The 21,469-nt window shown below is 44.8% G+C and carries 19 protein-coding genes and 1 other annotated feature; of the genes, 14 read left to right on the top strand and 5 right to left on the bottom strand.

Going from position 1 to position 21,469, the window contains the following annotated elements; genetic code table 11:
* Positions 1-139 precede the first annotated feature (139 nt).
* The 4 genes from AB1K83_RS04005 (at position 140) to AB1K83_RS04020 (ending at position 4,851) form a co-directional block, all read left to right on the top strand.
* A complete protein-coding gene (locus AB1K83_RS04005; protein ID WP_413056860.1) occupies positions 140-1,318 on the top strand; it encodes an MFS transporter in 1,179 nt (392 codons plus the stop codon).
* Between the two features lie 193 nt (positions 1,319-1,511).
* Positions 1,512-1,916 carry a MarR family winged helix-turn-helix transcriptional regulator gene (locus AB1K83_RS04010; protein ID WP_413056861.1) on the top strand — a complete coding sequence of 135 codons (405 nt, stop codon included), beginning with the start codon at positions 1,512-1,514 and terminating at the stop codon, positions 1,914-1,916.
* Positions 1,917-1,924: 8 nt separating this feature from the next.
* On the top strand, positions 1,925-3,094 hold the full coding sequence (locus AB1K83_RS04015; RefSeq protein ID WP_413056862.1) for an MFS transporter: 1,170 nt from the start codon (positions 1,925-1,927) through the stop codon (positions 3,092-3,094).
* A 155-nt stretch (positions 3,095-3,249) separates the two neighbouring features.
* Positions 3,250-4,851: a BCCT family transporter gene (locus AB1K83_RS04020; protein WP_413056863.1), complete on the top strand. Its 1,602-nt coding sequence runs from the start codon at positions 3,250-3,252 to the stop codon at positions 4,849-4,851.
* A gap of 26 nt (positions 4,852-4,877) precedes the next feature.
* On the opposite strand, the gene AB1K83_RS04025 is transcribed toward AB1K83_RS04020, so the two are convergent.
* Entirely contained in the window at positions 4,878-5,303 is a 426-nt protein-coding gene (locus AB1K83_RS04025) for a dual specificity protein phosphatase family protein (RefSeq protein WP_413056864.1), read from the bottom strand.
* Between the two features lie 82 nt (positions 5,304-5,385).
* Between AB1K83_RS04025 and AB1K83_RS04030 the strand changes: the two genes are divergently transcribed.
* Together AB1K83_RS04030 and AB1K83_RS04035 are read left to right on the top strand one after the other, a co-directional pair.
* Positions 5,386-6,060: an SOS response-associated peptidase gene (locus AB1K83_RS04030; protein WP_413056865.1), complete on the top strand. Its 675-nt coding sequence runs from the start codon at positions 5,386-5,388 to the stop codon at positions 6,058-6,060.
* A 14-nt stretch (positions 6,061-6,074) separates the two neighbouring features.
* Positions 6,075-6,797 carry an NAD-dependent protein deacylase gene (locus AB1K83_RS04035; RefSeq protein WP_413056866.1) on the top strand — a complete coding sequence of 241 codons (723 nt, stop codon included), beginning with the start codon at positions 6,075-6,077 and terminating at the stop codon, positions 6,795-6,797.
* Between the two features lie 49 nt (positions 6,798-6,846).
* Here the strand turns inward: AB1K83_RS04035 and AB1K83_RS04040 are convergent, their stop codons facing one another.
* Together AB1K83_RS04040 and AB1K83_RS04045 are read right to left on the bottom strand one after the other, a co-directional pair.
* Entirely contained in the window at positions 6,847-7,461 is a 615-nt protein-coding gene (locus tag AB1K83_RS04040) for a DUF3298 and DUF4163 domain-containing protein (RefSeq protein WP_413056867.1), read from the bottom strand.
* A 79-nt stretch (positions 7,462-7,540) separates the two neighbouring features.
* Positions 7,541-8,401 carry an S-adenosyl-l-methionine hydroxide adenosyltransferase family protein gene (locus tag AB1K83_RS04045; RefSeq protein WP_413056868.1) on the bottom strand — a complete coding sequence of 287 codons (861 nt, stop codon included), beginning with the start codon at positions 8,399-8,401 and terminating at the stop codon, positions 7,541-7,543.
* A 58-nt stretch (positions 8,402-8,459) separates the two neighbouring features.
* Positions 8,460-8,732: a binding site (T-box leader), on the bottom strand.
* Positions 8,733-8,905: 173 nt separating this feature from the next.
* On the opposite strand from AB1K83_RS04045, the gene AB1K83_RS04050 reads away from it, so the two are divergent.
* The 7 genes from AB1K83_RS04050 (at position 8,906) to brnQ (ending at position 19,029) form a co-directional block, all read left to right on the top strand.
* Positions 8,906-10,168, top strand: a complete 1,263-nt coding sequence (locus AB1K83_RS04050; RefSeq protein ID WP_413056869.1) for a hypothetical protein — start codon at positions 8,906-8,908, stop codon at positions 10,166-10,168.
* Positions 10,169-10,402: 234 nt separating this feature from the next.
* Positions 10,403-11,146, top strand: coding sequence for a metal ABC transporter ATP-binding protein (locus AB1K83_RS04055; RefSeq protein WP_413057081.1), 744 nt, complete (start codon positions 10,403-10,405; stop codon positions 11,144-11,146).
* A complete protein-coding gene (locus tag AB1K83_RS04060) occupies positions 11,143-11,997 on the top strand; it encodes a metal ABC transporter permease (RefSeq protein WP_413056870.1) in 855 nt (284 codons plus the stop codon). Before AB1K83_RS04055 ends, AB1K83_RS04060 begins: the two co-directional genes overlap by 4 nt.
* Positions 11,998-12,013: 16 nt before the next feature.
* Positions 12,014-12,970 (top strand): metal ABC transporter solute-binding protein, Zn/Mn family, encoded by a 957-nt coding sequence (locus tag AB1K83_RS04065; protein ID WP_413056871.1) that lies wholly within the window; start codon positions 12,014-12,016, stop codon positions 12,968-12,970.
* 302 nt (positions 12,971-13,272) lie between these two features.
* Positions 13,273-14,430 carry an exonuclease SbcCD subunit D gene (locus AB1K83_RS04070; protein ID WP_413056872.1) on the top strand — a complete coding sequence of 386 codons (1,158 nt, stop codon included), beginning with the start codon at positions 13,273-13,275 and terminating at the stop codon, positions 14,428-14,430.
* Positions 14,427-17,504, top strand: a complete 3,078-nt coding sequence (locus AB1K83_RS04075) for an AAA family ATPase (RefSeq protein ID WP_413056873.1) — start codon at positions 14,427-14,429, stop codon at positions 17,502-17,504. The genes AB1K83_RS04070 and AB1K83_RS04075 overlap by 4 nt, the downstream gene beginning before the upstream one ends.
* A gap of 169 nt (positions 17,505-17,673) precedes the next feature.
* Entirely contained in the window at positions 17,674-19,029 is a 1,356-nt protein-coding gene (gene brnQ / locus AB1K83_RS04080; RefSeq protein ID WP_413056874.1) for a branched-chain amino acid transport system II carrier protein, read from the top strand.
* A gap of 37 nt (positions 19,030-19,066) precedes the next feature.
* Here the strand turns inward: brnQ and AB1K83_RS04085 are convergent, their stop codons facing one another.
* Together AB1K83_RS04085 and AB1K83_RS04090 are read right to left on the bottom strand one after the other, a co-directional pair.
* Entirely contained in the window at positions 19,067-19,729 is a 663-nt protein-coding gene (locus AB1K83_RS04085; RefSeq protein WP_413056875.1) for a GntR family transcriptional regulator, read from the bottom strand.
* An 83-nt stretch (positions 19,730-19,812) separates the two neighbouring features.
* Positions 19,813-20,385 (bottom strand): VanZ family protein, encoded by a 573-nt coding sequence (locus AB1K83_RS04090; RefSeq protein WP_413056876.1) that lies wholly within the window; start codon positions 20,383-20,385, stop codon positions 19,813-19,815.
* A 494-nt stretch (positions 20,386-20,879) separates the two neighbouring features.
* Here AB1K83_RS04090 and AB1K83_RS04095 point away from each other — a divergent pair, with 494 nt between their 5' ends.
* Positions 20,880-21,464 carry a 3D domain-containing protein gene (locus AB1K83_RS04095; protein WP_413056877.1) on the top strand — a complete coding sequence of 195 codons (585 nt, stop codon included), beginning with the start codon at positions 20,880-20,882 and terminating at the stop codon, positions 21,462-21,464.
* Positions 21,465-21,469 lie beyond the last annotated feature (5 nt).

Below are 21,469 nucleotides of genomic sequence, written 5' to 3' on the forward strand. Positions count from 1 at the left end.
AACCTCACATTACATTTAACAAATCCTCCTTTCCATTAATTCACCATTTCAATAGATTAAATAAAAAAAGTAGGTGACAAGCAACCAAGGAATTGTTAATATTAAAAGTCTGGTTACATTTTTGAAAGAGGGTGCGAATGTGTCATCTGCACAGCGTAAAAAATTGATAATCCTAATGATCAACATGTTTATTGCGGTCGGCAGCTTCGGTATTATTATTCCGATTTTGCCTCAATATTTGCTATCGATCGGTGAAGCGGGGACGGCTGCCGGCTTGATGATTGCCATTTTTGCGGGAGCCCAGCTGGTCATGTCACCGATTGCGGGCAGATGGGCGGATCGATTTGGAAGAAGGATCATGATCATTATTGGGCTTGCCGGTTTGGCGTTATCCATGTTCGTCTTTTATTTCTCTGACTCCATCTTTATTTTATATATTTCTAGAGTGATCGGCGGGGTAGGGGCAGCGCTCTTGATCCCTGCTATCTTTGCGTATGTGGCAGATATCACAACGATGGAGCAAAGGGCGAAAGGGAATAGTTTCATTTCCGCTTCAATGTCACTCGGTATTGTTATTGGCCCGGGCATTGGCGGGTTTCTCGCTGATTTCGGCTTGAAGATCCCCTTGTTAGTCTCGGCTTTGGTCGGATTGGCGGCAGTCGTATTCTCGGCTCTTCTTTTACAGGAGAGCATGGAACCGATGACAACTGATCTTCCACTCGGAAAACCGGAACCGATGGTGAAAGAAATTATGCAGTCTTTTGAAAAACCTTACTTCATCCCATTGGTGATCACCCTCGTCATGAGTTTCGGTTTGATGGCCTATGAATCGGTCCTTGGTCTGTTTGTGGATAATGAATTCGGTGCATCACCAAAAGACATTGCGATCATGGTTACTGCGACGGGTATTGTCAGTGTAATCATTCAATTGTTTGCAGTCGATTGGATTGTTCGACGCTTCGGTGAGAGAAACGTGTTAAACGGTTTTCTGGCATTGGCCGCATTTGGCTTTTTCCTCTCAACCATCGTGCCGAATTATTTTTTGTTTTTCATTGTTACCATGATCATTTTCTTGGCAACCTCTATATTACGGCCAGTGCTTACGACTTTGATTTCCAAAATGGCGGGATCCGAGCAAGGGTTTGCCATGGGAATGAATAATGCGTACATGAGTATCGGAAATGTGTTGGGTCCATTGCTTGCAGGCGTCTTGTACGATGTTCAAATCATGTATCCTTTCATTCTAGGGCTGATAGTGCTGATCGTGACGATATTCGTTTCCATCAGGTGGAAAACTCCTGTTAATTCCCCATTATAAAGTAAGGATCATCCGCAAAATGGATGATCTTTTTTGTTGTTAAGGCAATTTTAAAAACTTGGCATACGGATAACCTTTAGAGTGCGGACCTCTACTAGGCAGGTGACCTGCCCTTTGCTCTTACCGGCTTTACAATCTTTCTTGATCGGCGTATACTTAAGTGGTTACCTAGGTAAATAAAAGGAGATGGAATATGAATCCGCTTTTTCACGAACTCTTCCAAAACACCCGATTGCTCAGCCGGGAATTAAATCAGGCGTTAAAAGCCCATGATCTTTTTGCGGCGCAATGGACAGTATTATTTTGCGTAGATCAGCATGGCGAGATGAGTTTGACTCAAATCTGGAGATACTTGAATGTGGAGGCACCGACCATTACTCGGACTGTGCTCCGTTTAGAAGAACTCGGATGGCTGACAACACATCCCGGGAAGGATAAACGTGAGAAAATTGTGCGATTATCCGAAATGGCCCTAACCAGAATTCCAAAAGTGAAAGAGTCCATTCACCAATTTGAACAGAGTTTTTTGGAAGGGATGTCGATCGAAGAGCAAGCTTTGCTGTCCAAATTGCTAAAAAAAATGACGAAAGGAAGTTGAGATACGTTTTGAGTAATAAAGAACCGATATGGACAAAGCCTTTCATCAGTCTGTTTGCTACCAATTTGTCCATTTTCGTCGTATTTTATGGGCTGATCACAGTCTTGCCCCTTTATGCGAAAGAACAGCTTAGCCGAACGGACGAGGAGGCCGGCTTATTAATGACCGTTTTCATGGCCTCGGCCATCCTGGTTCGCCCGTTTACTGGAAAGATATTGGAGTTTATGGGTAAACGTAAGATGTTATGGATCGGGCTTATTTTTTATGTAGGCTGTACGTTCTTGTACTATCTGATTTCCGCTTTTCCAGGTTTATTGATCATTCGTTTTATGCAGGGCATCTGGTTTAGTATATTGACGACTGCGACAATTTCATTGGCAGCGGATTATGTCCCGGCTTCGAGACGGGGTGCAGGGTTAGGATATTTTGCTATGTCCCTCAATTTAGCTGTCGTCATTGGTCCGTTTATTGCATTGACTATCATTCAGTCCTTTTCATTTGACACATTCTTCATCCTCCTCACTATATTGATGGCCATCGGCGCCTTCGCTTCTTTAACATTACCTCCTGAACCGGTCTCCCATCGGCCTACTGGTAAATTTACAATTACAATAAATGATCTATTTGAGAAAAAAGCATTGCCCGTTGCATTATTCGGAGCGGTCATCGCTTTTTCTTATGCAAGTGTCTTGTCCTATCTATCGATATTTGCACAGCAACGGGGTTTACTGGAATATGCAAGCATCTTTTTTGTCGTTTATGCAGCGGTCATGCTGATCAGTCGGCCATATACCGGTAGAATATTTGATGAGAAGGGGCCAGCATATATTATTATCCCCGGACTCATCTGTTTTGTAATTGGGTTTTTCTTGCTGGCTGATGTGCATTCTGTGTTTGTATTTCTATTATCCGGGGCGTTCATCGGACTTGGATATGGTACGCTGCTACCTAGTATGCAGGCGTTGGCCGTCCAATCCACTGATGTTACAAGAAGCGGTTATGCTACGGCCACTTTCTTTACCTTGTACGATTCGGGAATAGCAATTGGATCCTATTTCCTCGGGTTGCTCGCGGTTTACACTAGCTACCAGGTCGTTTATTTATTATCTGCCGTCGTCGTAATATTGGCTTTGATTGGTTACGTAATAAAAGGAAAGAAAAAGAAGGCTGTCGGATAATTCATCAGGCCAGGCTACGTAATTGGTAGCCTGGCTTTATTAATGCTCTTTGAATTTTTTGAATAATTTTGATCATTAAATTAAAAAAATTATGATTTTAAGTACCGAGAATTAGGGTATAAGGTAAATAACTAAATTATAGGGGTCGGTTATTTTTGGACAGGAAATTTTGGAAAAACCCAGTGTTTTCAATTTCAGCAGCGGTCATTTTCGTTTTGGTCATGCTTGGCGCGATGATGCCTGTCAAATTTGGAAACATTGCAGAAATGCTTTACTATTTCACTACAAGAAATTTTGGCTGGTTCTATTTATTAGTCGTCTTTATTATTATCGTTTTTTTGATAGGTTTAGCTATCAGTAAATATGGCGCAATTCGGATTGGCGGGGACGAGGAACGTCCCGATTTTCCCTTTTTCACCTGGATTGGCATGTTGTTCTCGGCAGGGTTCGGAGTAGGTCTAGTATTCTGGGGAGTGGCTGAACCGATGAGCCATTATTTCGATTCTCCGATCAGCGGAACTGCAGCCCAATCGGAAGAGGCGGCCCGGATTGCCATGGGCTACTCCTTTTTCCATTGGGGAATTTCACAGTGGGCCATTTTCGGGATTGTGGGTCTCGTTATCGGCTTTTTGCAATTCAGGAAGAATAAAGACGGGCTGATCTCCACTGCAATGGAACCGCTGATCGGGTCCAATAAATATGTGAAGGTAGGAATCGATTCATTCGCCGTCATTGCTACTGTGATGGGAATTGCCACTTCTCTAGGCCTTGGAGTGCTGCAAATGAGCGGAGGATTAGAAAATGTCTTTCATATAAAGAACACCTTTCTTATTCAACTGGCGATTATCTTCATCGTGTTTGTCGCTTATATGCTTTCGGCGTCCACCGGGCTGAACAAAGGGATCCGCTTTTTAGGAAATTTCAACTTAGGAATGGCGATTGCGATGCTTGTTTTCTTTTTTATCGTTGGTCCAAAAGTTTTCATATTGGAAAGTTTCACATTGGCGATAGGTGACTATATTACGAATTTCATTCAATACAGTTTACGGATGCAACCGTACCAAGGTGAAACTTGGGTGCAGGATTGGACAATTTTCTACTGGGCTTGGACCATTGCCTGGTCCCCATTTGTCGGCGCATTTGTAGCACGGGTGTCGAAGGGACGTACAATCCGGGAATTTATCGTTGGAGTTATGATCATTCCTCCGGTGTTCGCCTGCATGTGGATTGCCACTTTGGGAGGAACCGCTTTATATAGTGATCTGAATAACGGTACACACATCGCGGAAGCAGTCAATGCGGACGTCACATCCGCCATTTTTGAAACGTTCCGGCATATGCCGTTCACCGGGGTCATGTCTGCATTAGCCATCATTTTAATTTTTACATTTCTCATTACTTCGGCAGATTCAGCGACCTATATATTGGCTAGTATGACGACAAGAGGAAGTCTATTTCCTCCGATGATTGTCAAAATGACGTGGGGATTCTTAATGTCTGCCATTGCTGCCGTTCTTCTGTATGCCGGCGGATTGGAGGCTCTGCAATCCGCTTCCCTTGTCTCTGCTCTACCTTTTACGCTATTCCTAATCCTGCTTGTATTCTCGATGGGTAAGCTGTTAAAGCGGGAGCCGATCACCGTACGGCCTACAGATGTCCGACGGTTTGAGCGGATTGAAAGGGAAGTGAAAAAGAAGAAGGAGCGGAAGAGAGGGAAGATTAAGAATAACGTAGCAAAGAGAAACGCCAGACGGTAATTGGTCCATCTGGCGTTTTTCAGTATTCATTTTTCATAAATGCGGATCAAAGCCTCTTTGAATGGGGTTCGAATATTCACTTGCGGACGGATGGACTTCACTTGTTGTTCCGCGTCCTCCACCGAACTTGCCCTTCCCAGTTGGATCAATGTGGCTGCGGCCACCGTTCCGGCACGACCGCGACCGGTGTTGCAGTGGAAATAGACGTTTTTCCCCGATTCATATGCCTCGATTACCTTTTGGACAGCATCCTGGATGGATTCGTCCTGTTGTTCTGCGTCATCCACAATTGGCTGATGGACACTACGCTCGCTCGATAATGGCGCTTTTACCTCAGCCCGCAAATCATAGATAATATCAATTTTCTCATTTTCGAGCAGCTCTTCGATGTCATCGATTCCCCCGATAAAAATCCGGTTTGCAATCAATTCCTGATAATTTGGTTTAACCAACTATTCACACCTCATTTCATGACTCTATTCATTATCCATGATACAGTGAATAGGAGAGATTCACCAGGGAAGGAGAATTTCAATGTGTGGACGGTTCACATTATTTGCTCCGTATTATGAAATTATAAAGCGTTTTGATATCGAATCCGCTTTTGAAGAGAGCGATTATATTCCCAGTTATAATATCGCTCCTTCTAACCAAGTGGCCGCTATCATCAATGATGGTCAAAAAAACCGGCTTGGCTATCTGAAGTGGGGGTTAGTGCCTCCGTGGGCGAAGGATGAAAAAATCGGTTATAAAATGATTAATGCCCGGGCTGAGACAGTGGCAGAAAAACCGAGTTACCGAAATGCTTTTAAGAAAAGAAGGTGCATCTTGCCGGCGGATTCATTTTATGAATGGCAGCGGAAAGAAGGGAACAAAATTCCGATGCGTATTAAGCTGAAAGATGACGGTCTTTTTGCCATTGCAGGTTTATGGGAGTCATGGAAAAAGCCCGATGGCAGCATGCTATACACATGCACAGCCATAACGACGGAGCCGAATGTCCTTGTGAAGCCCATCCATGATCGGATGCCGGTCATCTTACGGAAGGAAGATGAGGCAGCGTGGCTAAATCCGTCAAATCAAGACATTCATTTCCTGGGAAATATGTTGAAACCGTTTGACGAGGAACAAATGGAGGCGTATATCGTTTCGTCCGATGTGAATTCACCGAAAAATAATAAAGAGTCACTCATAGCTCCAGTTTGTTAAGGGGGAGAATGCCAATGTTAGCAGATTTGATGAAAAAATCTAATTATACAATTGTTTATTCTGGTGCAGGTATGTCTACGGAAAGTGGGCTGCCCGATTTCCGCTCGGCTAAAACAGGTCTTTGGGAAAATGAAGATCCTGCCCAAGTGGCCAGCACGGAGGCGATGAACAAGGACGTGGAACGATTTTTCGAATTTTACAGGAAGCGTGTATTGGGAGTGAAAGACTGCCAACCGAATAAAGGCCATGATCTATTGGCGAAGTGGGAGAAGGAGGGCTTGATCAAAGGAATCATTACACAAAACGTCGATGGATTCCATTCGGTCGCGGGTTCGGAAAACGTGATGGAACTGCATGGCACGTTACAGAAGGTCCATTGCCAAACGTGTGGTCGGGAATATGACAATACGCGTTATGAGGAACAAGCCTATTATTGCGACTGCGGTGGAAAACTTCGACCTTCCGTCGTGTTATTTGGCGAAATGCTGCCAGAGGACACCTTCCTGAAAGCCGCACAGGAAAGTGAGAAAGCGGATTTATTTATCGTCTTGGGCTCTTCGCTGACGGTCACGCCCGCCAATCAATTCCCGCTCATCGCAAAAGAGACGGGAGCCAAGCTGGTCATAATCAATTTGGAACCTACCTTATTTGACGGCTATGCAGATCTTGTTATCAATGACCGGAAAATCGGAGAGGTTCTGCAAGAGGCTGAGGAACACTTATCCCAAATGTCCTGAACAGGAAGAAGCCTGTCATCTGCTTATGTTGCAGTGACAGGCTTTTGATTTATATGAAAGAGTTCATCCTATTCAAAGGTCCATCGGGATCGATGATATTCTCCAAATCTTTGATTGAAATAGGGAAATATGGAAACCCCCAATAATACGGGGTGATTTCATACAGTTGGAAATAAATGACGAGGGATGTATCGGCAATATAAAAATCTTGGTCAGGCCGGATTGTTTTGAATGGAGGGTCCAGTAACTGAACTTTTTGTTGTTCAATCTGTTCCTGCAGGAGAGAAGACAGGACGCCAACGTAATCGCTATCCTCTTGAAATAGCTCCCGCAAGGAATACTGTATGCCGGTTTTCGTATCGAACGTCAATGATCGGACGATTGTCATTCCGTGGGCACCGCCTGTAAAAGAGTAAACGATCAGGTTCAAACTGAGGATACCGCGTTCGTTCGTCTTCAGTTCATAATAGGCAATCAACTCTTGAAGATTTTTATCATAATAATGCTGCTCCATCAAAATCGAATTTAACTGCTCCACGATGGCATGGTTCATTTTACTCTGCAGTCCATTGTCCTGCAAATGAACGATGACCGGATAATACACATTCACATTCGGTGAAATAGAAGGCAATTTCCGTGTAACGACTGAAACGGGAAGTTCCATTCATAACCCCTTTCCTTCTCCATCAGGTAGTCCATCATATGAGAGACAGATCGGGTTTAATCAAGAAATTCATAAGAGTTTACTCATAAACGACCCGTGGCGCTTTCCGGATGACCACTTCCCAATTCGTGCCTGTGCCGACACGATAAGCATCCGCGAACGAGCCCTGGTTGATTGCGATGCCTACATTATCCAGGGAATTGATATACAAAAGGGGTTCGCCAATATGGGAGTCGGCAAAGGAACGGCCGAACTTCAAAATATTATGATAGATGGTCCGCCCGTCCGTCGTGATGGAAACTGCATAGGCCGTGCCATATGAATCCGCAATGTCATTGAATTGTAGGCGGCTGATGTTCGTCCATAAATTCCCGAAAGGGCGGTCGATGATGTCTACAATTCCCGTGATGACTTCATCATGAATGGTTGAATTTTTCAAAGGAAGTTCTATCAACATCGCTGGATCTAGGGCATCCCCAATGTCGTCAAATCCAATGATGCCGGCGGCCAGTCGGGCACCCGTGAAGGCAAAAATATCGCGACCGTGGAACGTATGGGATTCCCCGGATTTCGGAAGACGGTTTTTCGTTTCATCTATGATCCGGACATCCGTTATGCCGACAAATCGTTTCAAATGGGTGAGTGTTCCATTATCGGGGGTGATGATAAGTTGCCCATTCACTGTTTTCACTACAACCCCACGCCGATCCGAGCCGACGCCCGGATCGACAATCGAAACAAACACGGTTCCACTCGGCCAATATCCCACCGTTTGCAACAATCGGTAGGAAGCCTCCCATATATTATATTGGGGAATTTGATGTGTGATTTCAAAGATTGGAATTCCCGGCTTCACGGAATTCGCAACGCCGTGCATTGCACTGACGGCCCCATCCCCTCTGCCGAAATCCGATTGAAATACTAATAAACCATTGGTCATTGAATTCCACTCCTTGCCGGTATAATAAAAAAATCTCGTCCTCCGCAATCATTCGACTGCAAAGGACGAGATCGATTCCCGTGTTACCACCTTTGTTTGCTGCCCTTTCACAAAGACAGCCTTAACAAGTGCAAAATCCGGTCCAACTGGATTTTAGACTTGTGGTATGGATAACGGATACCAAGTCCGCTGCTGCCTACTAATGCTGCCTTTGCACGTTCAACGCAGAGCTCAGAGGCCATTTTCGAATGACTGTTTTCCGCTTCTTCTCAGCTCCCGAAGCTCTCTGTATGGAACCTTGCCATCCTACTTATCTCTTCATCGCCAATCTTATTACTACATAATTTACACGATGACAAATTGGCTGTCAAACTTTTCATTAAAATCAAATCTTTTTTGGTACTATACATTTATTTTTCCTTCCAATAAGTGAATTATGCAGTTCTGTGGTAGACTTTTACAATGTCACTTACTTTAATTGATAATCAAGAAAAGGGTGGGTACGTGGATAAAAGAATACTAGAAATTGTGGATCAGACGAGAATGGAATTTGGTCTGGAAAATTATTCTTTGGGGCGGTACGGTTTTTACAAACGACTCAACAGCAAAGAGGAGCAGGAGTATCACCTGAGCATGGAGTGGTTTCCGAACGATTTGCAGGAGCATGTTGAAGAGGATGAAAATCCTATAGGAACCGCTTGTATTGAATTTAACCTTCAACAACAAAGATATGACAGCGCCATATTTGTCATGCAAACTTCTTACTCGACAAAGGCGCCGTTTCAGGAAAAGACACCGGAAGAAGTCGGGGAGTGGATCAGGCGAATGACCGATCTGGAAGTAGGGAGGGAACTGCGCCTATCTGAAGCTTATGAGGATGGATTCCTATTTAAAGGGAAAATCGACGGAATCCGTTTGTCTCCCGATGTCTCAGTTGAGGTGAAGTTCAACGATGAGGGGCAGTTGCTCCTATTCTCCAAAATTGGCGACTTCCCGCTACCGGAAGAAGTGTTGCAAACTGAATTTTTGATGACACTCGAAGAAATAGAGCCGATTGTAAAACAGCAGCTTCAACTGGTCACATTCCCTTCTGAATCGAAAAAACGTTTTGTTTCCGTCTATGCGATGGAAGAAGTGTTTGTGAAAGCGGATGGCACTGGAACCATCCCGTTTTTCATGCATGAGAGAACAGAGCGCATCCTAAACGAAACAGTGAAATGGGATAGCCCTCTAATTGAAGAATTACAGCAGGAACTGATATCCAAAAGTTGGGAAGTGTCTGCTGAAGAAGCTTTCCATCCTTCGAGTATTGAAGAAGAACAACAACTGACAGAAGAAGACGTGGAGCGTTGCAGAGTTGTGGCATGTGACGTGCTGCGTACAATATTTCCAGACGAATCCGGTTCTTGGATGTTAGGAACACTTGCCCGTTCTGATGATTACCTGATAGTGAAATGCCATCGAGTCGGTGAAAATCCAACGTTTTTCAATCGGAAAGTGGTTGTTATCATCGAACCCGGGACATATCGTATGTTGAACTATATGGACAATATGGAGATGGTTCGACTATTCGAAGACTATGAGCCAGCGGGTGCCAATCAAGTGGCCGCAGATGAAGCATTTGAAAAAATGGTGCCGTTCATTACATTGGAACCCACATATGTCTATGACCCTTCCGTAAAGAAATATGTATTATGCGGCTTGCTGGATGCAGAAGAATGCGTAGACGCGGCTACAGGGGAAATCTCGTTATTAGGAGATCTTTGATAGGTCAAGAAAGCTGTGGATCTGCTCACAGCTTTTTCGGCATTCCCTGCTTTACTTTTGAATTTGGATAGTTTATTATATGATTAATAAAGTTTCCTGAGGGAAACAATATTTTTTTACACCAAAACTTGCGCAAGGGAAAGTTTTTTTATTTTTTTACATTAAAAGTTGCACGAGGGAAAAAGTGCAACATACGATAACTGTATCAACAGGAAGACAAGGAAGGTGAATATTGTGGGCAATTCTCTTGAAGTGAACAATCTCTCCGTCTCGTATTACGGAAACATCGCTTTATCCAATATAAACTTTGAAATTGAAATAGGGAGATTGGTGGGAGTCATCGGTCCGAACGGTGCGGGTAAGTCCACATTGATCAAAGCGATTCTCGGCCTATTGCCAAAAGACCGTGGAGAAATCAAAATAAAGGGCAAACCGATCAAAGAGATGCGGAAAAATGTGGCATACGTCCCGCAACGAAGTGCAATTGATTGGGATTTCCCAATTACTGTGAAAGAAACGGTGTTGATCGGAACCTATCCTTCGGTCGGCATGATCAAACGGCCCGGTAAACAAGAGAAGGACCTAGCGAAGGCGTGTTTGGAGCAGGTCGATATGCTTGCTTATGAAGATCGGCAGATCGGGGAACTCTCCGGAGGGCAGCAGCAACGGGTCTTCTTGGCTCGTGCATTGGCGCAAAAAGCTGAGCTGTTCCTACTCGATGAGCCTTTCGTCGGCATAGACGTGACGAGTGAAGAGATGATTATCCGGATTTTGAAAGAGCTTCGGGACCAAGGGAAAACGATTGTCGTTGTCCATCATGATTTAAGCAAAGCAGAACATTATTTTGATGAATTAATCTTGTTGAATAATGAATTGATTGCAAGTGGCCCGGTGAAAGAGGTCTTTACACCGAAGACAATCGCTAGGGCTTATGGGGGCCAATTGTCATTTTTGGAAGGAATGGTGATGTCCTCATGATCCACTTTCTCGAAGCGGTTGTCCAATATGAGTTTTTGCAAAAAGCGCTCATCACATCTGTGATGGTCGGCATCATATCCGGCGTTATCGGATGTTTTATCATCTTGAGGGGGATGGCATTAATGGGAGATGCCATTTCACATGCCGTTTTGCCAGGTGTCGCCATTTCCTATATGTTGGGGATCAATTTCTTCATCGGCGCCGTGGTGACCGGTATTGCAACGGCAATCGGCATTGGATACATTAGCCAAAACAGCCGGATAAAAAATGATTCATCAATCGGAATTATGTTCACCTCGGCATTCGCTCTAGGAATCATTTTAATAACGTTGATGAAGAGCAGTACGGATTTGTACCATATCTTATTTGGCAATGTCTTGGCGGTCCGTCCTTCCGATATGTGGACTACATTGGTCATCGGCCTAATTGTTCTAGGCGGCGTTTTATTATTTTATAAAGAGTTGCTAGTCAGTTCATTCGACCCGATCATGTCCCAGGCATACGGCTTGCCGAACAAAGCGATCCATTATTTTCTTATGGCGCTTTTGACGCTCGTGACGGTTGCCTCCCTGCAGACAGTCGGCATCATTCTGGTCGTTGCTATGCTGATCACACCGGCATCCACCGCTTATTTGCTGACGAACCGATTATCAACGATGTTGCTTCTGTCCACTGTATTTGGAACAGTGGCGGCCATAGTCGGGCTGTATTTGAGTTTCACGTACAATCTTGCCTCGGGGGCAACTATCGTTTTGGTAGCGACGGGGTTGTTCATCTTATCCTTTCTATTTTCACCAAAGCAAGGAATCGTATGGCGTTCTTTGAGAACGAAGAAAACGGCATTGCCATGATGAAGGAGTTGTGTATATGAAGAGATGGATATCAGTTCTCTCCTCGATACTCTTGGTCGCATTTCTGACCGCTTGCGGAAAAGGTTCCGCCAATAGTACGGGGGAGGCGGTTACTGACTCGGGAGCGAATGAGGAAAAGTTGAAAATTATAACGACCTACTCGATCATTTACGATATGGTCAAAAATGTAGGAGGCGATTTGGTTGATATTCATAGCCTTGCACCGATCGGATCAGACCCCCACAATTATGATCCGTTGCCGCAGGATGTCGTCTTGACAACGGATGCCGATATTGTCTTCTACAACGGATTGAATTTAGAGGAAGGGAACGGCTGGTTCAATAAACTGATGGTTGCTGCAAATAAATCGGATGATGACGCGCCAGTCTTCAAAGTGAGCGAGGGCGTTACACCGATGTATTTGAAATCGGAAGAACATGCGGGGGAGGAAGATCCGCATGCGTGGCTCGATGTCCGGAACGGCATCCGCTATGTAGAAAATATCCGTGATATCCTCAGTAAAATGGATCCGGATCACGCATCTGTCTATGAGGAGAATGCCAGCCGGTATATTAGCCAGCTGGAAGATCTGCACGAGGGCATTAAAGACAAAATGAGTCAAGTTCCAGAAGGAAAACGGATCCTTGTCACAAGTGAGGGAGCATTCAAATACTTCTCGGCAGCTTATGATTTCGAAGCAGCCTACATTTGGGAGATCAACTCCCATGATGAAGGAACTCCCGAACAATTGAAGCGCATCGTTGACATCATAAAAGAAAACGGAATTCCCGCTTTGTTTGTAGAAACGAGCGTAGATACGAGAAGTATGGAGACTGTTTCCCGGGAAACGAATGTGCCGATTCAAGGTGAAATCTTTACGGATTCGTTAGGGAAGCCGGGCACGGACGGCGACACCTATATGGATATGGTCAAGTGGAATGCAGATATGATATACAATGGACTGGTCAAATGATGAAATGACGGATGCAGGACACCCGATTGATAGGGGTGTCCTGTTTTTGGGTTTCTGGAATAGAATACGCTCAATTGTCTGAGTAATACGGCCAAGCGGGCGTGGATTACGCTTAAATGCCGTAGAATTCCGCTCAACCATCGGAGGATTGCGACAAAGCGGTCGAGAAATCCGCCCACCTGTCGGAGAACCCCTCCCAACCGTGGTACCACCAGGTCTTCGAAATCAGGGAAGGCACACCTTCTGAATTATGTTAGGATACTGTAAAATGAATGGATAGAGAGAAGTAGGGGGAGATCGAGATGAAGTTTTTCCATACCGCAGATTGGCATTTGGGTAAGCTGATCCAAGGTGTTTATATGACAGAGGATCAACGTTTCGTACTGGACCAGTTCATCCAAGCCATTATCGAAGAGAAACCGGATGCTGTCGTCATCGCGGGAGACTTGTATGACCGGGCGGTTCCGCCGACGGAAGCGGTAGCGTTATTGGATGAAGTCCTGGATAAGATTGTGTTGGAACTGAAAACGCCGGTCCTTGCAATAGGGGGTAATCATGACAGCCCGGGTCGGCTCCGTTTTGGAAGCCGTATTATGCGATCCAACGGTCTCCATATTGTGGGCCAAATGACAAAGGAATTGGAGCCTGTCATTTTGGAAGATGAGTTTGGAGAGGTCCATTTCCACCTCATACCGTATGCCGACCCTTCCATCGTCAAACATCTCTTTGAAGAAGAAACAATTTCCAATCACCATGAATCTATGAAGACAGTGATCGATTCCATCCGTGAGAAGATGTCTCCGGACGCCCGCCATGTTTTCGTGGGACATGCGTTTGTTACACCGCATGGGGAAACTGCCGACAATACAAGCGATTCGGAACGGCCGCTTGCGATCGGTGGTGCGGAATATGTCTCCGCCCATCTGTTTGAACCGTTCCATTACACAGCGCTTGGCCACTTGCACGAAGCCCACCATGTGTGGAATGAAACGATTCGCTACGCCGGATCACCATTGAAATATTCCATTTCCGAAGAGCGTCATAACAAAGGGTTCTTCATTGTGGAAATGGATGAAGACGGTCAGGTCAATATTGAGAAAAGGCTTTTGCAGGCACGACATGACATGCGGACGGTTGAAGGACGTTTGGCAGACCTTCTGACCAAACCAGTCAACCATGACTATGTTTTTGTCAAACTGCTTGATGACACACCGGTTTTATTTCCAATGGAGCAAGTCCGAACGGTATTCCCGAATGCGATGCACGTAGAACGAAAATTGGCCATCCAGACGGCTGTCGGAGGAAGCGAAGGACAGGCGGTTGCCGGAAAACAGGATGACTTGACCTTGTTCAAATCCTTCTATGAGACGGTCAAGGGGGAAGTGGCCGATGCGGAAACGGCTGAACTGTTCGCAGAAGTCCTGCATGAAGTCATGAACAAGGAGGGGGACGAAAAATGAAACCGATCCAATTGAAAATGACGGCTTTCGGTCCGTATAAACAGACGGAGACAATTGATTTTACCGAACTGCAATCACATCGGCTGTTCGTCATCTCAGGGGCGACAGGAGCGGGAAAGACGACGATATTTGATGGCATTTGCTTTGCTTTGTATGGGCAGGCGAGCGGGGAAGACCGGGCCGATATGAGAGCGATGCGAAGCGATTTTGCGGATGATGGCGTACAGACTGCGGTGGAGTTGATATTTGAATTACATAATCGCAAATACCGGATCATGCGCCAAATCCCTTACACGAAAAAAGGGAACAAAAGTGAAACACTGGCGGCTTGCGAGTTTTTTGAACTGACAGCGGATGGGGAAATCCCTTTTGTCGACCGGCAAATTGTGTCGGAAATCAATAAGAAAGTCGTGGAGTTAATTGGCTTTACCCAGCCCCAATTCAGCCAGATTGTCATGCTGCCGCAAGGGGAATTCCGAAAATTCCTGACATCCACTACAGATAACAAAGAAACGATTATGCGTAAAATTTTCAAGACGGAACCATATAAGGAAGTTGAATCGCGTCTGAAAACCCGCAGTGATGAGGCGAAAGCACACTGGTCAAGCGAGAATCAGGTGAGGGAAACATTATATAGCCAAATCCCGTCTCTGCTCCCAAGCCGTGAATCGAACATTTTCAATGTCTTGGCGACGGGCCAATTTAATGCCAATCAAGTGATTCAAGCGCTGCAAGAGGAATGGGTCTTTTATTCAGAAAAAACAGCGACCGTCAAACAGACATATGAAGAATGTTATGCAAAACACGGTAAGATGGTGGAGACATATCATCATGCCAGAAATATGAATGAGCGTTTAATCGAACTGAAACAAAAAGAAGAAGTATTTGCGCAGTTAAATGGACAAAAACCAGCAATGGATAGAAAAGAAAAGCAGTTGGCCGACGCGGAACGGGCAGCCGCCATCGTAGAAATCGAATTGCAGTACAAGCAATTGGAACGGGAAACGGCTTCCAAGACGGCAACGCTGGAAAATGCGGAAAAGGAAGCACGAAATGCGGAAGAACTCTCCATACAGGTCGATGCGGAGTACAAGACGGAGGAAAGCCGGAATCCCGAGCGACTTCAGTTGACGGAACAATTGATCCGTTTGAAGGATTATCTCCCGACAATTACGGACTTGGCTGCAAAAAAGGCGGAGCTCCAACAGATGGAGCAGGGAATTTCCAGTTTGGAAATGGCCTTATCGCATGTGAATGAGCAGTATGCGGGCAAAGGGGAGCAAATTGAAAAACTGAAAGCGGAAATCGTTGCAATCGAGAGCCGGTTACTTCCGTACGATGGACAATTGGATCGATTGAATGAAACAAACGAAAAGGTCAAATGGATGGTAGAGGTCCAAAACATCGAGCGGCAAATCCAGTCATTGGACGCCGAATTGGCCGACAAGAAAATCCGCTATGAGGGCTGTCAACAGGAGTATGAGGAATTGGAGCAGCGTTGGTTGGATAACCAGGCGATGATGCTTGCAGAGCGTCTTCAAGAAGGAGCTCCTTGCCCGGTATGTGGAAGCGAACATCATCCGGACCTCTCGCTAGGCCATTCAAATGGTACAGTCACGCGGGAGGAATTGGAGGAAGCCAAGAAACGGTTAGCGAAGAGTGAAAACGAATATCAGACGGCTGCAATCCGTCATAGACATGCGGTAGATCAATTACGGGCGAAAGGCGAAGAGAAACAGCAGTGGGCTGTTTTGGAGGAATTTACACACTTACTTGAAATGCAACGGGAACTCGAAACAGAAGTGGCAAATTTACGGACAAGCCGCACGAAGCTCATCCAATTGAAAGAGGAGTTGCAAAGGCTGGAGACCATGTTGGCAGACGTGCAACAGGACAAATCCGGGAAAGAAAAATCCCTTGCCGAATTACAGAATGCCCATCGTACGGCGCAGGCTGTACTCTTTTCGAATATCGAAAAGATTCCGGAAGAGATGCGGGAACTTCAAGCCCTCCAACATCGGATTGCGGAGACCGAGACGCGGAAAAGAGAGTTGGACACCGCATGGAAAGCAGTGCAGGAAAAGCGCGAAACCATCAAGGGTAGACTCGTGACCGCCCAGTCTTCCGTCATCCATGCCACCCAGTCATTGAAAGAGAATCTGGAGAAGAAAGCAGACGTCAAGCAACGATTCCATAACGCCCTCCAAACGTCCGGGTTTCCATCCGAAGCGGCCTATCTGGACGCGAAAATGGAAGAGGCGGAACGGCTTTCCATTAAAAAACAGCTGAGCGAATATACGCAACAACTCCACTCCGTCGGGCAATCTATTACGGAATTGCAGTCGTTCGTGGAAGGGCAGGAACTCGTGGAGTTAGGGCATTTGGAGTCGGAAGTAGAGCGGTTAAAAGAGGAATATGAGACGGCCTTGAAACAGTATCATGCTTGTTTGGACAGTGAGAAGACGACCCGTGAATTAAAAGAAAAGATTGAGAGCGCGACCGCGTCCATTGATAAAGCGGAAGTTACTTACCGGAAAGTATTGGACCTATACGAAGTAGTGAAAGGCAACAATATAGCCAAATTGTCTTTTGAACGATTCATCCAGATCGAGTATTTAGAGAGGATCGTCCAGTCGGCAAATGAACGCTTGAAAGAGATGTCGAATGGTCAGTTCGAATTGATCTGCAGCGACCGGAAGGAAGCCCATGGGCGGCAAAGCGGCCTAAGCCTCGATGTGTACGATGCCTATACTGGAGCGAATCGGGACGTGAAAACATTATCGGGTGGGGAAAAATTTAACGCGTCTCTTTGCCTGGCGCTAGGCATGGCGGATGTAATCCAAAGCTTCCAAGGCTCCATTGCTATCGATACGATGTTCATTGATGAAGGATTCGGCTCGTTGGACGAGGAATCATTGCACAAAGCGATTGACACGTTAATAGACCTTCAAAAATCAGGGAGAATGATTGGCGTCATCTCTCACGTCGAGGAATTGAAATCGGCTCTTCCCGCCATTTTGAAAGTGGAAAAATTAAAAGAAGGTCATAGCGTAACGAAATTTCTGATCAAATAAGAATAATAGACCCCTTTGCCTTGGTCCATCGAGTGAAGGGGTCTTTATTTAATGAAAGCATAAAATAAACTTAATATTTTAAATCAATTAATATATTGCATTTGATAGAAAGGAATAGTATATTATTTTCTGTGATATATTGCATTTTACAACGAGAGGAAGCATACTTATGCAGAAAAAACTATCATTTTCTTCCAACCTTGTTATAGGGGTTATGCTATTTGCGCTATTTTTCGGCGCTGGAAACTTAATTTTTCCAGCACAACTTGGTCAAGATTCCGGCATGAATTTATTACCTGCGGTTATTGGCTTTTTAATTACCGGGGTCGGTTTGCCTTTTTTAGGCATTTTGGCGATGGGATTTTCGGGAAGCCGAAATTTGCAGGAGTTGGCGAGTCGAATCCACCCGGTGTATGCGGTCGTATTCACTTCATTGCTCTATCTGACCATCGGACCGTTCTTTGCAGCACCTCGGACGGGAGCAGTGGCGTTTGATATTGGAATTTCGCCGTTTATCAGTGAAGGGTCGATGAAAATGGCACTTGTTATTTTCACTTTTCTCTTTTTCGCCCTCACATTATGGCTGTGCTTGAACCCGTCCAAAATCGTTGATCGGGTAGGGAAGATCTTATCACCAGGAATTATCATTTTACTTCTTGCTCTACTTGTCATGGTTGTCATGAAGCCGATGGGTGCCATTCAATCTCCGGAAGAGGCATACGCAAGCGGAGCGTTTGTAAAAGGATTCATGGAAGGCTATAACACAATGGATGCCTTAGCCTCCCTCGTATTCGGGATAATCGTAATCAATGTCATCCGCTCGATGGGAATCACGGAACGGAATGGCATCCTGGCGGCAACAGCGAAGACAGGTGCCGTGGCAACTGCCTTTCTAGCCCTTCTCTATGTGGGTATTGCCTATTTGGGAGCGACGAGCACGGAAGCGTTCGGCTTGTCGGAATCAGGAGGCCAGATCCTTTCACAAGCTTCTGAATACTATTTTGGAACATTCGGGTTGATCATGCTTGCCGTCGTTATCATTTTAGCCTGTTTGACGACAAGTATCGGGTTGATAGTGGCGTGTGGAGAATATTTCCATACAATTTTCCCAAGAATCGGCTATAAAACATTTGTTACGATATTCACGGCGTTTTGTTTCATTATTTCCAACTTCGGATTGTCGAATATCATCACGTATTCCATCCCTGTATTAATGTTCCTTTACCCGTTAGCCGTCGTCCTGATGCTGTTGACCTTTTTGTCTCCATTATTCAACCATTCACGGCTTGTCTATGTGGCAGCGACAGCGGTCGCCTTTTTGATCGGCATCATTGATGGATTGAAGACGCTTTGCTCTTCACTTGGCATGGAGTACTTCGGCTGGATGAAACCGATCGTTTCCTTCTACGAAAAAGTGTTGCCGTTCTATAGCGACGGTCTCGGTTGGGTACTGCCGGTGTTCGGTGTCATTCTCATCACAGGTTTCATTGCACGAATCTTGAATTATTCAACTGCGGAAGCATAAAAAAAGCCGGTTCCCGTCAAATAGGAACCGGCTCTTTCTATTCTTTTTTCAATGCGTAAAATTCTTCGATTGCTCGTAACCAGTTTTCCCGCATGACAGTAGACACTTTTTCTCTGTCCCCTTCCCGCATGAGCCGAATCACTTCGTTATGTTCCTTAATCGATTTTTCGGTCAGCACGATCGAGTTATGGAAAAACAAACGTCGGACATGTGCTTGCAAGGATTCTACCATGGATAGGATATATGGATTTTTGGCAGCATCCACGATGATTTGGTGAAATTCCTCGTCAATTTTCAAAGCGGCAAAATAATTCTCGGAATGCACCGCTTCGGCAAACCGAGCATTCGTTTCTTTCAATAAATCAAAAGTTTCCTCAGTCAAATGGGGAATTGCCAATTCCGCTGACAATGCTTGTAAAGCTGCAAGAGGAGGAAGAAGATCATTAATCGCTTCCTTTTCCACTTCTGTCACCTGAGTCGCCTTACCGGGATACATTTTAACGAAACCTTGGACTTCCAACAGCTGCAGCGATTCGCGAATCGGTGTCCTGCTAACGCCCAATGCCTCTGCCAGCTCGGTATCGTTCAGTTTTTCACCCGGCTGTAAAGTACCATCAATAATCCAATGCTGGAGTTGGTTGAAGGCGGTTTCTTTTGCTGTTCTTCGAATTGGCGTGGAATGTTCTGTAGGTATCGGCATTGTGAATCACCATCCTGTTCAGTATTTGTATAGTATACAGGAAAATGTTTCAATAATAAAGTATGCAATATATTGCATATGCTTTATTTGGAAAATTTATTCATAAGATACGGAAATTCTCTTTTTATTAAATGATAACACAAATAGCCTATTGTACAGCCAAGTGTATTTAACCATAAATCGTCCACATCGCTGCTCCTATTCTGTGTCAGTTGGGTTGTTTCAATGAATAGAGATATGCCAAATCCGGTAGCTGCCACATTCCATAGCCGGTTAAATGATTTCCATAATGAGGGGAGGGCGAATCCGATTGGCATAAAAATAATGATATTTCCTAAAAAATTGATGAGAATTGGTTCCCAAGTTTGTAGCTCCGTAATGGCATAATAATTATCTTGAAAAACACGTAAAGGGACGAGATTGATATTCGAAAACGAGCGGGTGACAACAGGTCCTGTGTAAAGAAATGCAAAAATCGTCTGTGAGAATAGGGCGACCATGAATAATAAGAAGCCGATCACGCCGATTTCATGTAGTAGGCTGCCCCGATTGGAACGCCGGATCTTATTATAAATGATTCGGAAAATCAATATCAGAGGCAATGCGATTCCCAAATAGGGGATCATGTCCCTAATGTAACCTAAAATTGCAGTCATTATATCCACCTGTTTTTCTTAGTTTGTAACAATATGTTCGGGGTTTCGGTTGATAGGAAAGTTTTATTTATTAAAGAAGTGTATATGTCATATGTCCTAATTCGGACATTTTTAAGACAAAAAAGTTCAGTTGTTGACAAGATTTCGCTTCCTTTTCAGTCGCTTTCCTATTATTTTCGATAACACTCGCTTCACCACTCCTCACAATTCTCCTTATTGTCCTTTATTAGACGAATTTACGCCCCTAACGTTACGAGCGTGCTCATGTCAGTGGAAAAGCGATCGTACCGGTACTTTTCAATGCTTTTCGATTGTTTGTCGGCACTTGACTTGCTCCCATTTCCCAATCCGGATTCATTGATGATTTCATTATAGCGGCACCCACCCTGTAATATAACGTTTCTTTTTGTAACGTTAAAGGTTATTTGTTGTAATCGTTTTGTAACATTCGGCTGATAGACTGTGTGTAGACTAAAGCACAAGGAGAAGAGCTATTGAGAAAATTTCTTGGGACCCTCATTATCGCAATTGCTTTATTGGTCAGCGGTGCGAATGAAAGTTTTGCCGCATCGTCAACGTACACCGTAAAGAAAGGCGACTCTTTATACAAGATCGCCAAAACACATCATGTGTCTGTTGCCCAATTGAAAACATGGAATAACTTAAAATCGAATACGATCCATCCTAAACAAAAACTGAAAGTGGCTGCACAAGGCAAAGCAGCGGCAGCGAAAAAGACAGCTAAATCGGTCGCCAAAGCACCATCGCGATCGGATGAAGGAAATGTCGTGAAGGAATTCACGGTTTCCGCTAGTGCCTACACAGCAAATTGTAACGGTTGTTCGGGAGTCACAAAAACAGGCATTAACCTGAAACGGAACCCGGATATCAAAGTAATTGCAGTGGATCCAAGCGTCATTAAACTCGGGACAAAAGTCTGGGTAGAAGGCTACGGGTACGCGATCGCCGGTGATATAGGCAGTGCCATTAAAGGGAATAAAATTGATGTGTTTTTCCCAACAAAGAGCCAAGCCTACCAATGGGGACGCAAAAGTGTGAAGATCAAAATATTAGAATGACAAAA

Source organism: Sporosarcina sp. 179-K 3D1 HS (assembly GCF_047228905.1).
In the GTDB taxonomy this organism is placed as follows: Bacteria; Bacillota; Bacilli; order Bacillales_A; family Planococcaceae; genus Sporosarcina.

What these genes read in the sequence shown, in the direction of transcription:
- AB1K83_RS04010 (WP_413056861.1), top strand. Translation starts at nt 1,512, where the DNA reads ATGAATCCGCTTTTTCACGAACTCTTCCAAAACACCCGATTGCTCAGC.
- AB1K83_RS04030 (WP_413056865.1), top strand. Translation starts at nt 5,386, where the DNA reads ATGTGTGGACGGTTCACATTATTTGCTCCGTATTATGAAATTATAAAG.
- AB1K83_RS04035 (WP_413056866.1), top strand. Translation starts at nt 6,075, where the DNA reads ATGTTAGCAGATTTGATGAAAAAATCTAATTATACAATTGTTTATTCT.
- AB1K83_RS04040 (WP_413056867.1), bottom strand. Translation starts at nt 7,461, where the DNA reads ATGGAACTTCCCGTTTCAGTCGTTACACGGAAATTGCCTTCTATTTCA.
- AB1K83_RS04045 (WP_413056868.1), bottom strand. Translation starts at nt 8,401, where the DNA reads ATGACCAATGGTTTATTAGTATTTCAATCGGATTTCGGCAGAGGGGAT.
- AB1K83_RS04060 (WP_413056870.1), top strand. Translation starts at nt 11,143, where the DNA reads ATGATCCACTTTCTCGAAGCGGTTGTCCAATATGAGTTTTTGCAAAAA.
- AB1K83_RS04065 (WP_413056871.1), top strand. Translation starts at nt 12,014, where the DNA reads ATGAAGAGATGGATATCAGTTCTCTCCTCGATACTCTTGGTCGCATTT.
- AB1K83_RS04070 (WP_413056872.1), top strand. Translation starts at nt 13,273, where the DNA reads ATGAAGTTTTTCCATACCGCAGATTGGCATTTGGGTAAGCTGATCCAA.
- AB1K83_RS04075 (WP_413056873.1), top strand. Translation starts at nt 14,427, where the DNA reads ATGAAACCGATCCAATTGAAAATGACGGCTTTCGGTCCGTATAAACAG.
- brnQ (WP_413056874.1), top strand. Translation starts at nt 17,674, where the DNA reads ATGCAGAAAAAACTATCATTTTCTTCCAACCTTGTTATAGGGGTTATG.
- AB1K83_RS04085 (WP_413056875.1), bottom strand. Translation starts at nt 19,729, where the DNA reads ATGCCGATACCTACAGAACATTCCACGCCAATTCGAAGAACAGCAAAA.
- AB1K83_RS04090 (WP_413056876.1), bottom strand. Translation starts at nt 20,385, where the DNA reads ATGACTGCAATTTTAGGTTACATTAGGGACATGATCCCCTATTTGGGA.